We start from the raw sequence: 13,071 nt of genomic DNA on the forward strand, positions 1-13,071 counted from the left end.
TGTAGTTATGAACAATCTAAATAAATTCGGCTACCCACTTCTCCGCAATTCGCACACTATTTAATGCCGTGCCCGCATGAATATTATCTGCCACCAGCCAATAATTCAAACCAAGATCATCACCAATCGCCTCGCGTACACGGCCGATCAGCACTTCATCATTTCCGGCAGTATCTATTGGTGTTGGATACCCACCTTCATCCGGCGAATTCACTACGACTATCCCGTCCATAGCTTGCCATGATGCAATTGCAGCAGCAGCGGTAATTTTCCGCTGCGTTGTTATTTGTACCGCCTGACCATGACCGTAAAATACTGGCACCCTTACTGCTGTCGGATTAACAGCTAAACTTGGCATAGCCAGCACTTTACGCGTCTCCTCCACCATCTTCATTTCTTCAACACTATAACCATTATCCATCAAATCACCAACTTGCGGCAAAATGTTAAAGGAAATACGTTTAGAATATACGATATTTTCAGTTTCGGTAAGATTAAAAATTGCGCGCGACTGATCCGCCAATTCATCCACAGCGGCCTTGCCGGAACCGGAAACTGCCTGGTAAGTGGCGATACTCACGCTGGTCAGACCTGCCACATCGACAATCGGCTTCAAACTTAGCAGCAAATGGGTCGTTGCCGCATTCGGACAAGCAATAATCCTGCGCGCTTTGTAATCAGCAATACACTCACTGTTCACACCCGCAACCACAAGCGGCACATCGGTATCCTGGCGGAACTGCGGGCTGGTATCAATCACGATACAGCCGGCAGAGACAGCTATTGGCGCGAAGTGAGCAGCCGCTTCCGCGCCGGCGGCACAGATAACTAACTGTACTTGATTGAAATCAAAGCTTGCTGCATCGAGCACAGTCATATCTTTATATTTGAACTGCACTTCGTCGCCTACCGACAAACTCGGTGACAGCAAGTACAACGTGCCGAGTGGAAAATCGCGTTCAGCCAGTTGAGCCAGAACAGCCTCACCCGTCAAGGTGGTCGCCCCCAGTACGGCGACATTCACCACCTTGGTCATTGCTCCTCCACCAGGATGCGTAGCATGCGGCGTAACGGCTCAGCCGCACCCCACAATAATTGGTCACCCACCGTAAATGCGGAAAGATATTCACCACCCATATACAACTTGCGCATACGTCCTACCGGCACAGTCAGCGTGCCGGTTACCGCAGCAGGCGTCAGATCGGCCATGCTGACTTCACGCTGATTGGGCACTACTTTAACCCAGTCATTGTGTGCCGCGATGATGGCTTCTATTTCATCCATAGGCACATCCTGCTTCAACTTCACCGTCAAAGCCTGACTATGACAACGCATCGCACCGATACGCACGCACAGACCGTCAATATTAACCTGACCATCATTCAGACCTAATATCTTGTTGGTTTCTGCCCGCGCTTTCCATTCTTCCTTGCTTTGGCCGTTACCCAGGTCCTTATCGATCCAGGGAATCAGGCTGCCAGCCAGCGGTACGCCGAAATTAGCAGTTGGGAACGCTTCATCGCGCAACACACCCGCCACTTCACGATCGATATCCAGAATTGCGGATGCAGGGTCATTCAGTAAATTTTGAGCTACTTTGTGCGCCTCGCCCATCTGGTTGAGCAGTTCACGCATGTTCTGTGCACCGGCACCCGATGCAGCCTGATAAGTCATGGCACTGATCCAGTCCACCATGTTCTCGCGGAATAAGCCGCCTAGAGCCATCAGCATCAGCGACACGGTACAGTTACCGCCGATGAAATCCTTGCCGCCCTTAACCAGCGCATCCTTGATCACGTGCTGATTCACCGGATCAAGGATGATCACGCTATCCTGCTCCATGCGCAATGTTGACGCTGCATCTATCCAGTAACCTTTCCATCCCGCGGCGCGCAACTGACCGAAAACTTCAGTCGTGTAATCCCCGCCCTGGGTAGAAATGATGGCATCCATCGCCTTGAGTTCATCGATATTGCGCGCATCTTTCAGAGCAGGAATATCGCGACCGATATCGGGGCCTTTGCCGCCGACTTGCGAGGTGGTGAAAAACACCGGCTCAATCACATCAAAATCACGCTCTTCACGCATACGCTGCATCAGCACTGAACCCACCATGCCACGCCAACCAACCAGACCTACTCGCATCATCTTACTTACCTTCTCTTAAAGTGCTGCAACGACAGCATCACCCATTGCAGCACACCCGACCTTGGTGGTGCCAGCCGTATAAATATCCGCAGTACGCAAACCCTGGGTAATTACCTTTTTCACTGCATTTTCAATGCGGTCAGCCACATCATCCAGACCGAAGGTATAACGCATCATCATGGCAGCCGACAATATGGTCGCTAATGGATTAGCAATATCCTGGCCAGCGATATCCGGCGCGGAACCATGGATAGGCTCATACATGCCTTTACGGTTTTCATCCATCGACGCCGAACCCAGCATACCGATAGAGCCGGTGAGCATGGACGCTTCATCCGACAGGATATCGCCGAAAATATTGCCGGTCAGTATCACGTCAAACTGCTTGGGGTTGCGCACCAGCTGCATCGCCGCGTTATCCACGTACATGTGCGACAACGCTACTTCCGGATATTGCTTGGCGGTTTCAATCACCACTTCACGCCATAACTCGCTGGTTTCCAGCACGTTAGCTTTTTCCACTGAACATAATTTCTTGCCACGCTTCATGGCGATCTGGAAACCGATATGCGCAACGCGGCGCACTTCGGATTCTGCATAGCGCATGGTGTTATAACCTTCGCGCTCACCGTTCGCATTCACATGGATGCCGCGCGGCTGACCGAAATACAGATCACCTGTCAATTCACGCACGATCATCAGATCCAGCCCTGATACCACTTCCGGCTTGAGCGTCGAAGCATCTGCCAGTTCGGGATACAACGTGGCCGGACGCAAATTGGCGAACAGATTCAGCTCCTTGCGAATACGCAGCAAACCTTGCTCGGGGCGCATCGGCCGCGGCAAACTGTCATATTGATAACCGCCGACAGCACCCAGCAAAACCGCATCCGCGGCCCGCGCCAAAGTCAGCGTAGCTTCCGGCAATGGGTCACCGGCGGCATCATAGCCCGCGCCACCGATGGTGCCATATTCCATTTCGATTTTCATGCCATCACTGTTGAGGGCTTTTAATACTTTTACTGCCTGTTCAGTCACTTCCGGGCCTATCCCGTCACCAGGTAAAACAGCTATTTTCATCTTAATTCTTTCAATAATCAGGTAAACAACCAGGGAGCGGACTGCCGACGCTGCGCTTCATAAGCGCGAATCTTATCAACATGCTGCAACGTTAAGCCAATATCATCCAACCCGTTCAGCAAACAGTACTTGCGATGTGCATCCACCTCAAAGGTATATACCGCACCAGTCGGCGTAGTCACCGTTTGTTGCGGCAGATCGACATGCAGGCGATAACCTTCGGTCGCCACCGTCTCCTTGAACAACTGATCAACTACAGTCGCATCCAGCACGATAGGCAACAACCCGTTCTTGAAACAGTTGTTATAAAAAATATCGGCAAAACTTGGTGCAATAATCGCACGCACGCCATAATCTTCCAGCGCCCATGGCGCATGTTCACGACTCGAACCGCAGCCGAAATTCTCCCGCGCCAGCAGCACTTGCGCGCTTTGGTAACGCGGCTGATTCAGCACGAAATCAGGATTGACCGGACGATGCGTACAATCCTGACCCGGCTCGCCGTGATCCAGATAACGCCATTCATCAAACAGATTGGGCCCAAACCCGCTGCGTTTGATGGACTTCAAAAACTGTTTGGGGATGATCGCATCAGTATCGACGTTCGCCCTATCCAGCGGCACGACCAACCCATCTAAAAGAGTAAACGCTCGCATCAGTTTGCCTTTTTCCGTATTGCCAACACAGGGGCTGACAGCATCAATGTACGCATGTCAGTTCCTTTCAAAATTCCCGCACATCCACAAAATGCCCTGCCAATGCAGCAGCAGCAGCCATCGCCGGACTCACCAGATGGGTACGTCCACCCTGCCCTTGGCGTCCTTCGAAATTGCGATTGGAGGTCGAAGCACAACGCTCACCCGGCTCCAGCCGATCGGCATTCATCGCCAGGCACATGGAGCAGCCCGGATCACGCCATTCAAATCCGGCCGCTATAAATATCTGATCCAGACCTTCCTGTTCGGCTTGCTGTTTAACCAGGCCCGAACCCGGCACTACCATCACCAATTTCACATTGGCCGCTTTTTTGCGACCTTTGATCACCACTGCAGCTGCACGCAAATCTTCTATCCGTGAATTGGTACAGGAACCAATAAATACCTTATCGATAGCAATCTGGGCAATTGGCGTATTGGCATTCAATCCCATGTAAGCGAGCGCTCGCTCCCAGTCACTATGTTTAACTGCATCGGGCGCGTTGACCGGATCCGGCACATTCCCCGTTACTGCCACCACCATTTCCGGTGAAGTACCCCAAGTCACCTGTGGTGCGATATCCGCTGCATTCAAAACGACTTCCCGATCGAATACGGCATCATCATCAGACACCAGCATGCGCCACCAGGCCACAGCCTGATCCCACATCGCACCGGTAGGTGCGGCCGGACGGCCTTGCACATAGGCTATGGTTTTTTCATCAACAGCCACCATACCGGCGCGTGCACCGGCCTCGATCGCCATATTGCACAAGGTCATACGACCTTCCATGGACAAGCCGCGTATGGCCGAACCGGCAAATTCTATCGCGTAGCCATTGCCGCCTGCGGTACCAATAGCACCAATGATGGCCAGCGCCACGTCTTTTGCCGTCACACCTACGCCCAGCTCGCCTTCGACCAGCACGCGCATGGCTTTGGATTTTTTGGTCACCAGACACTGGGTCGCCAACACATGCTCGACTTCGGAAGTACCGATACCGAATGCCAAGGCACCAAATGCACCATGCGTGCTGGTATGCGAATCGCCGCACACCACGGTCATACCCGGCAAAGTGAGTCCTTGCTCCGGCCCTATCACATGCACGATGCCTTGCCGCACATCATTCATTTTGAATTCCACAATACCGAATTCGGCACAGTTCTGATCCAGCGTTTCCACTTGCAAGCGTGATATAGGATCAACAATACCCTGCGCCCGATGCGTAGTAGGTACGTTATGATCAGGCACGGCCACAGCCGCACCTGCGCGCCACGGCTTGCGCCCGGCCAAACGCAGCCCCTCGAAGGCTTGCGGACTGGTTACTTCATGCACCAGATGCCGGTCGATGTACAGCAATGCAGAACCATCCGCCTCGGTATGCACCAAGTGCGACTGCCAAAGTTTATCGTATAGCGTTTGCCCACTCATGAATCTGACCAATCTTGATAATCGAACCGGAAATTATACACAGACTAGGACGAATTGATAAATCAAGCCGTCGTAGCCTCCATCTGCTGCCGCTGCCATGTCACCAGCAGCAATGCCAACAGCGCACACCCTGCTGCAATTGTGAATACCCAACTAGCACCCAGGCCATCCCAAATCGCACCAGCATATAAACCGCCCAGCGTACCACCTGCGCCAAAGGTCATGCCATTATAGATACCTTGACCACGTGCCTGGTTGCGCCCATGAAAGTAACGATGGATCAATGCCACCGCGGCCAGATGATGCGCACCGAATGTCGCCGCATGCAACACCTGCGCAAGAATTACCCATCCTAGCGAATCGATACCCCAGGCTATCATTAAGAATCGGACTACAGCGATGGCAAAAGTTGCCAGCAGCACTTTGACCATCGATATGTTTGGCAGCCAGCGCGGCAACCATAAAAACACCGCGATTTCACAAATGACACCCAGTGCCCACAACCAGCCCACCATACTCTTGCTATACCCGTGCTCTACCAGATAAATCGAATAGAATGCATAGTATGGCCCATGCGCTACCGCCATCAGGAAGCAGGCTACCAGCAAGCTCATTACCTCTGGTCGCCGCACCACATGCCAGATTGCAATATGCGCCTGCACCGGCGTGGTGATTTTGGCATCGGGTATCCACCGAGCCAGCAAAGCTATGCCTGCCATGGATAGCAGCACTGCCCACGGCAAATCGCTGACCGGTCGAAAACTGAGCCAGTAACCCAGCCCAAGCACGGTGACAATGAACCCTACCGAGCCCCACAATCTGATGCGCCCATAATAATGTGTACGCTCACCCAGGTGCGACAAGGTCGTCGCCTCAACCAGCGGCAGCGATGCGCTCCAGAAAAAACTCATACTCGCCATGACCACAAACAGCCAGACAAAGCCATTGCCCCAGAACACTCCCAGAAAACAGAGCAAACTACCCAGCGCCGCCACTTGCACAATCGACGAACGACGTCCGGTATGATCAGCAATCCAGGCCCAGATGTTCGGTGCAAAAATCCGCATCACCTGCAATAGCGACATCAGTACGCCTATTTGCCAGGCATTGAACGTCAATGATTTTAAATATAAGCCCCAGTACGGGGACATCGCACCTACGAAAGCAAAATAGAAAAAATAAAACCCTGACAAACGCCAGTACGGCAATCTACGCACTCGGCTGCACCCATTGCGGAAAATACTGCTCGAACTTCGCTACTTTGGGCGCAACAACAAACTGGCAATACGATTGCGCTGGATGACGGGCAAAATAATGCTGATGCTCTGCCTCAGCGGGATAAAACTCGACTGCGGGCGCCACCTCCGTCACTATCGGCTTGGTTATTTGCGACTGCACCTCTGCAATAACCTGTTCCGCAATGTTTTTTTGATCTGCATCATGATAAAAAATAACTGAACGATACTGGGTGCCATGATCGTTACCTTGCCGGTTTAACGTTGCAGGATCATGAATTGTAAAAAAAACCCGCAACAGGCTTGCAAAATCAACACTGCGCGTATCGTAGCTTATACGCACAACTTCGGCATAACCGCTTTGCCCAGTACAAACATCCGCATAAGTCGGATCAGGCCATGTACCGCCCATATAGCCGGATACTACACTTTGCACACCCTGCATCTGTTCATATACAGCTTCAAGGCACCAGAAGCAGCCGCCGCCCAATGTGGCGGTTGCAACATATTGATTTAATTGCGTCATGATAAGCACCTCACTGACATATACCAAACTTAAAAAAACAGGTTAAAATGACGGTTTTACTATCATAAAAGGATGTTAGGCATGTCAGGACACTTCCCTTTCAGCGGTAACACTAATCGTGTTAGCGTATTCGGTTTTTACGACCGTTACAACTTGAACGTTGGCATGCAGGAAAAATATTACAAATGGTGGTACGACTGGGCAAAGAACTTTGTCATGAACGACCCTGACCTGAAAGCTGTTAAAGGTTACGAATTTGTGGAATTTCCGTACGGCCAACATTCCCATACCGACTTCCATCTGCGCCAAGGTTTGTGGGCAACTGCACTGATCGACCTGGGTGGTTTTATTACCGGCACGCTGTTCGGCAAAATGTCAGATGATGACATGCACCATCTGGACGAAGAACATCACAAATTCCTCCATCATCTGCAGGAAGAAGCCAAGCAAAACCCACGTCCGGCATCGCCTGAAATCGGCTGGTTCCGTCATTTCTAATTTGAATGCCACACAACGCCGCGAAATATTTTCTCGTTTCGCGGCGATCAATCCCCATCCTGTAACTGAACTCGAATACAACAGTACATTTGAATTACTGGTTGCAGTTCTGCTTTCTGCGCAAGCAACAGACAAGAGCGTCAACCTAGCCACTCGCGTATTGTTTCGTGATGCCAATACACCTGCACAAATTCTGGCACTCGGTGAAGAACGTTTAGCCGGATACATACAGCGCATAGGCCTGTACAAGAGCAAGGCCCGTCATTTGATTGCCACTTGCCGCATATTAATCGAACAACACAACAGCATCGTCCCACAGGACCGCACCGCACTGGAAGCCTTACCAGGCGTTGGTCGAAAAACTGCAAATGTAATACTCAATACCGCATTTGGTGAGCCGGTCATGGCGGTAGACACCCATATTTTCCGTGTCAGCAACCGCATTGGCCTTGCACCAGGCAAAACCGTACTGGCAGTCGAGCATAAATTAATGAAAGCGATACCGAAAGACTATTTACTCCATGCCCATCACTGGTTAATCTTGCATGGGCGCTACGTATGCAAAGCCCGCAAACCGGAATGTGCGCAGTGCATCATTGCCGATTTGTGCAAATACCCTGAGAAAACAGCCTGAATACAATGATAGCTACCGGTTTCGCCACAGGTACTACAGCTGATCCTGCGATCGCCGCACAGGCTGTCGCGCAAGCCATGTCGCGTGCTTCAATCACTCATGCCAACAGCGTGTTGCTGTTCCTGAGTGACGCATTCGCCCGCGACCCGCAGCCTGCATTGCTTGCAGCATCCCGGCAAAGTCAGTGCATGCAAATCGCAGGGTGCAGTGCTGCAGGCATCTTCACCGAAGATGACTGGGTACTTGATGCACCAGCTGCTGCCGCGATGGTCTTCGGCGGCACTCTCAGCTTATCTACCGCCCATTCACCGGAAACGGATGATCTGGTACTCGCGCTTACGGCTCCCAATGCGATCAACCGCGGCTGGATTAACGCACCGGGCCAACGCTTCGGTGGAGTGGCCGGTGACGCAACCGGACATGGGCTTTATAAAGTCTGGAACAATGGCAAAGTAAATCCGGCCGGTCGATGCGAACTTTACATCCAGGGTGCTACCAGCGTTATCGGTGTGTCGCATGGCATTCGCGCGCTAACTGCACCTACCACAGTCACAACCAGCAACGGCTTCGATGTCATCACCCTGGGAAGACAATCCGCATTGAATTTGCTGGCACGCGAACTGCCTCTGGAGGTACGCGAGCTAGATCACATTCCGTTACATCTGATTATGGCCGCCGAGGTAATCGGTGAACCAGAAGCCGCGTTAGCCGAAGGCCGTTACAGACTGATACCTGTGATCGCCACTAATCCGGATGATCGCTCCGTAACCCTGGCAGCACGCCTTGCAGAAGGCAGCCAGATGTTCTGGGCAATGCGCCAGCCACTCGCGGCTGAACGCAGTATGCGCGTTGCACTGGATCGAACTGAACAGATTCTTGGACATCGACCTGATTTCGCCATTGTCACCAGCTCTTCAGGACGAGGCCCCAGTTTCTATGGTGGTGAGGATAAAGATTTGCAAGTAATCACCCGGCTCTATCCAGATATGCCGGTCATTGGTTTTTATGGTAACGGCGAAATTGGCTGGCTAAATAATGCCAATCAGTTATTGGAATATTCAACCGTATTTGGACTGTTTCATCACGATGTTTAATCCCAGCCGACAGGATGCTCGCCAGTTCTATTTTGAAACATGGCGTAAGCATCAAGAAAAACTTCCACTTGTTGGTGCGGAGCTGATTGCCATTGACATCATGCTCAGCCATCCTGAATATCATGCAATATTCAATCAGCCGGAACGATTTGAATCGCAGGAATACCCACCTGAGTTAGGCGAAACCAATCCATTCCTGCACCTGTCTATGCACCTGGCGATCCAGGAACAGCTTTCCATAGACCAGCCAGCCGGCATCCGTAAGCATTATCAGGCATTACTGGTTAAGCATCAGGATGCCATGATTGCACAACACGAAGTGATGGATTGTTTGGCAGAAATGATCTGGCAGGCGCAAAGGCAGCAAACTGCCTTTGACCCGGTCATTTATTTTAGTTGCCTGGAACGAAAACTGCTGTAACCCAGTTACCGGGTTACGCTATCACAGTGGCTTTTAATGCCGCCACAAAAAACGATACACGAATCCAGGAAAAGCCAGCACGATAAACATGCAGGCAGTGACCGCGTAAAACTCCCAATGCTGAGGTTGTGGCACGCCCGTTTTTTGTTCCAGCAAACGAGCCACAAACCCTACCACAAAATACAACACCACCAACTCCACCACGCGCCATATAAATGCCTTGTGCCCAGCCTTAGGCACCAGGACAAACGCTATCCGCTCACTGAAAAAAGGTAGATTAGCAGCGACTAAAGCGAGCAACAGCAGGGCGATAATTGGTGTATTCATAATGATTGTTGTATCGCATATGCACACAGCGCCATCAAAGGCTGCGGCAGGATACCCAATGCCAGCACCCCTAGACCGTTCGCGCTCATTAACATGCCCATATCTACTTGTGGCTTAATAGGGTGAGTATCGGTCGGTTTATCAAAATACATCAACCGCACCACCCGCAAGTAGTAGAACGCGCCTATCAACGAGAATATAACCGCAACCACAGCCAGCCAGGTATAACCCGCGTTTATAACCGCCTGCAGCACGGACAGTTTTGCATAGAAACCCACGGTAGGTGGTATACCAGCCAATGAGAACATGATCAGCAGCATCACAAATGCATACCATGGACTGCGTTGATTAAGGCCTTTCAAGTCATCCAGCGTGTCAGCTTCAAAGCCCTGACGGGATAACAGCATGATCATACCGAATGAACCCAAGCCGGTCAGCACATAGGTCAACATATAGAACATCGCTGAGCTATAGCCGTTAATATCAGCAGACAGCAAACCTAACAGTAAAAACCCCATGTGCGAGATGGTGGAATACGCCAGCATGCGTTTGAAGTTAGTCTGCGCAATTGCAGTAATATTACCAACCGCCATGGACAGCACAGCCATGATCACCATCATTTGCTGCCAGTCTGGTGACATGCTCTGCAGACCCTGCGCCAGAATACGCAGTACGAATGCGAATGCTGCGATCTTGGTTGCTGTACCAATAAACAGTGTCACAGCAGTCGGTGCACCATGGTACACATCCGGCAACCACATGTGGAACGGTGCCACACCCAGTTTGAATGCCAGACCAGCAACAATGAATACGAGACCAAATACCAGCACGGTATTATTGCCAATATCGGACTGAAGCACGGCAGCAATGCGCGCTATTTCCAGACTACCGGTTGCGCCATAAAGCATCGACATGCCATACAGCAACATGCCCGATGCAAGCGCACCCAGGACGAAGTATTTCATCGCGGCTTCACTGGCAACTGCTGAGTCACGCTGCAGTGCAACAAGAGCGTACAAAGACAAGCTCAATAGTTCGAGACCCATGTACAGTGTCAATAAATGACTGGCAGAGATCATCACCATCATGCCCAGTGTCGCAAATAGCACGAGTACAAAGAACTCGCCCTGATACATGCCACGTTCACGTATATATTCACGGGAATACACTAAGGTAACAGCGACCGTGAAATACAGCATCAGTTTCAATGTGTCTGACAGCAAGTCATCGACAAACATGCCATGCATGGTGTACGTGATCACGCCGGTGGCCGTACTAAGTGTAATCCAGCCACAACCCAGCAACGTTAACAGGCTTAGAATATAAGTAATGTAGCGTTGCTCATCCCCAAGGAACAAGTCCAGTATCAATATGAAAGATACCGCTGCCAATAAAAACAGTTCTGGTAACAGAGGTATCAAATCAGTAAACGCAAAGTTCATCCGTATTCCTTTGTTGATCTAACTTAAAGCAGCGAGCTTAAGGCAGTTTGCTTTGCGCAACATGCGCCAGCAGATTATTCACTGATGTATGCATGACATCAGTCACCGGTTTGGGATATATACCCATAGCCAGCACCAATACCGCCAACACCGCTAGAAAGCTGAACTCACGCGCGCTAACATCTTTCATTTCATCAACGTGGGGATTAGTCACGTTACCGAAAATGACGCGCTTATACATCCATAAGGTATATGCCGCGCCGAATATCAACGTTGTCGCAGCCAGGAACGCATACCAGAAATTAACCTTGATTGCGCCCATGATGACCATGAACTCACCGATAAAACCGCTGGTACCCGGCAAACCGGAGTTGGCCATGGAAAACAGCATCAGGAATGCTGCAAAAATCGGCATTTTGTTTGCAAGACCACCATAATCGGCAATCTGTCTTGAATGCAGGCGGTCATACATCACGCCCACGCTCAAAAACATGGCCGCAGATATAAAGCCATGAGAAATCATCTGCACCAGCGCACCTTCCATACCTATCGCATTAAACAGGAAGAAGCCCAGGGTTACGAATCCCATGTGCGAAATAGATGAATAAGCAATCAGCTTCTTCATGTCGCCTTGCACCAACGCAACCAGACCGATGTAGACCACCGCAATCAGGGAGATGGTAATAATGAATCCTGTCATGTAATGACTTGCATCTGGTGCAATCGGCAGATTAAAACGCAAGAAGCCATAAGCACCGATCTTCAGGGTGATAGCGGCCAACACTACGGAACCACCGGTTGGCGCTTCAACGTGCGCATCCGGTAACCAGGTATGCACTGGCCACATTGGCACCTTAACTGCAAATGACATGAAGAATGCGATAAACAATAATATTTGGGCGGTCATCCCCAATGGCAAACGGTGGTAGTCAAGAATCTCGAAGCTGCCACCGGACTGGAAATACAGATACAGGAATGCAACCAGCATTAACAAAGAACCCAGCAACGTGTACAGGAAGAACTTGATCGCCGCATAGACCCGTCGAGGTCCGCCCCAAACACCGATTACCAGAAACAACGGTATCAGCATCGCTTCAAAGTACACATAAAACAGGATCGCATCCAGTGCAGCGAACACGCCATTGATCAAGCCGGACATGATCAGGAATGCTGCCATGTATTGCGAAGTTTTGGTCTGGATTACCTGCCATCCAGCGATCACTACCAGTATTGTGGTGAAACTGTTGAGCAAGATAAACGGCATGGAAATACCGTCCACCCCCAAATGATAGTTGATATTGAAGGTTGGTATCCAATGTGCAAATTCGACAAATTGCATATTAGTCGCCAGCACATCAAAGCGCGTATACAGTGGCAAGGTAACAGCAAAAGCCAACACTGACCCGAGCAGAGCAATCCAGCGCGCTAATGACGCATTCCGATCTGAGCCGGTTGCCAGCACTAACACGCCGGCAATAATCGGCACCCATATGGCCAAACTTAAAAGTGGGTATCCAGCTAACATAAAATCCCTATTCG

Annotated in this window: 14 protein-coding genes; 4 read left to right on the forward strand and 10 right to left on the reverse strand. The window is 50.8% G+C overall.

The annotated features are described in order from the left end of the window. Positions 1-16 precede the first annotated feature (16 nt). The 7 genes from EJE49_RS05005 to msrA form a co-directional block, all read right to left on the reverse strand. Complete coding sequence (locus EJE49_RS05005; RefSeq protein ID WP_124949321.1) at positions 17-1,036, reverse strand: aspartate-semialdehyde dehydrogenase; 1,020 nt, start codon at positions 1,034-1,036, stop codon at positions 17-19. Beyond that, positions 1,033-2,148, reverse strand: a complete 1,116-nt coding sequence (gene asd, locus EJE49_RS05010; protein ID WP_124949322.1) for an aspartate-semialdehyde dehydrogenase — start codon at positions 2,146-2,148, stop codon at positions 1,033-1,035. Before asd ends, EJE49_RS05005 begins: the two co-directional genes overlap by 4 nt. A gap of 15 nt (positions 2,149-2,163) precedes the next feature. Beyond that, positions 2,164-3,228 (reverse strand): 3-isopropylmalate dehydrogenase, encoded by a 1,065-nt coding sequence (gene leuB, locus EJE49_RS05015; RefSeq protein WP_124949323.1) that lies wholly within the window; start codon positions 3,226-3,228, stop codon positions 2,164-2,166. Positions 3,229-3,245: 17 nt separating this feature from the next. Beyond that, a complete protein-coding gene (leuD, locus tag EJE49_RS05020; RefSeq protein ID WP_124949324.1) occupies positions 3,246-3,884 on the reverse strand; it encodes a 3-isopropylmalate dehydratase small subunit in 639 nt (212 codons plus the stop codon). A 67-nt stretch (positions 3,885-3,951) separates the two neighbouring features. Beyond that, a complete protein-coding gene (gene leuC / locus EJE49_RS05025; protein WP_124949325.1) occupies positions 3,952-5,355 on the reverse strand; it encodes a 3-isopropylmalate dehydratase large subunit in 1,404 nt (467 codons plus the stop codon). Between the two features lie 62 nt (positions 5,356-5,417). After that, positions 5,418-6,572, reverse strand: coding sequence for an MFS transporter (locus tag EJE49_RS05030; protein ID WP_124949326.1), 1,155 nt, complete (start codon positions 6,570-6,572; stop codon positions 5,418-5,420). Beyond that, positions 6,565-7,116 carry a peptide-methionine (S)-S-oxide reductase MsrA gene (gene msrA, locus EJE49_RS05035; RefSeq protein WP_124949327.1) on the reverse strand — a complete coding sequence of 184 codons (552 nt, stop codon included), beginning with the start codon at positions 7,114-7,116 and terminating at the stop codon, positions 6,565-6,567. Before msrA ends, EJE49_RS05030 begins: the two co-directional genes overlap by 8 nt. Before the next feature lie 81 nt (positions 7,117-7,197). On the opposite strand from msrA, the gene EJE49_RS05040 reads away from it, so the two are divergent. From EJE49_RS05040 to EJE49_RS05055, 4 genes are read left to right on the forward strand one after another with little or no spacing between them, the layout of a single operon-like run. Beyond that, entirely contained in the window at positions 7,198-7,614 is a 417-nt protein-coding gene (locus EJE49_RS05040) for a hypothetical protein (protein ID WP_124949328.1), read from the forward strand. Position 7,615: 1 nt separating this feature from the next. Then, on the forward strand, positions 7,616-8,248 hold the full coding sequence (nth, locus tag EJE49_RS05045; RefSeq protein ID WP_124949329.1) for an endonuclease III: 633 nt from the start codon (positions 7,616-7,618) through the stop codon (positions 8,246-8,248). Between the two features lie 5 nt (positions 8,249-8,253). Then, positions 8,254-9,342: an FIST C-terminal domain-containing protein gene (locus EJE49_RS05050; protein ID WP_124949330.1), complete on the forward strand. Its 1,089-nt coding sequence runs from the start codon at positions 8,254-8,256 to the stop codon at positions 9,340-9,342. After that, a complete protein-coding gene (locus EJE49_RS05055; protein ID WP_124949331.1) occupies positions 9,335-9,763 on the forward strand; it encodes a DUF1841 family protein in 429 nt (142 codons plus the stop codon). Before EJE49_RS05050 ends, EJE49_RS05055 begins: the two co-directional genes overlap by 8 nt. Positions 9,764-9,796: 33 nt before the next feature. Here EJE49_RS05055 and EJE49_RS05060 read toward each other — a convergent pair whose 3' ends face one another. The 3 genes from EJE49_RS05060 to EJE49_RS05070 are packed head-to-tail and all read right to left on the reverse strand — an operon-like array spanning position 9,797 to position 13,057. Then, positions 9,797-10,090, reverse strand: a complete 294-nt coding sequence (locus EJE49_RS05060) for a DUF2818 family protein (RefSeq protein ID WP_124949332.1) — start codon at positions 10,088-10,090, stop codon at positions 9,797-9,799. Then, positions 10,087-11,532 (reverse strand): NADH-quinone oxidoreductase subunit NuoN, encoded by a 1,446-nt coding sequence (gene nuoN / locus EJE49_RS05065; RefSeq protein ID WP_124949333.1) that lies wholly within the window; start codon positions 11,530-11,532, stop codon positions 10,087-10,089. Before nuoN ends, EJE49_RS05060 begins: the two co-directional genes overlap by 4 nt. A 37-nt stretch (positions 11,533-11,569) precedes the next feature. Beyond that, a complete protein-coding gene (locus EJE49_RS05070; RefSeq protein WP_124949334.1) occupies positions 11,570-13,057 on the reverse strand; it encodes an NADH-quinone oxidoreductase subunit M in 1,488 nt (495 codons plus the stop codon). Positions 13,058-13,071: the final 14 nt, after the last annotated feature.

The organism is Sulfuriferula thiophila (assembly GCF_003864975.1).
Lineage (GTDB): Bacteria > Pseudomonadota > Gammaproteobacteria > Burkholderiales > Sulfuriferulaceae > Sulfuriferula > Sulfuriferula thiophila.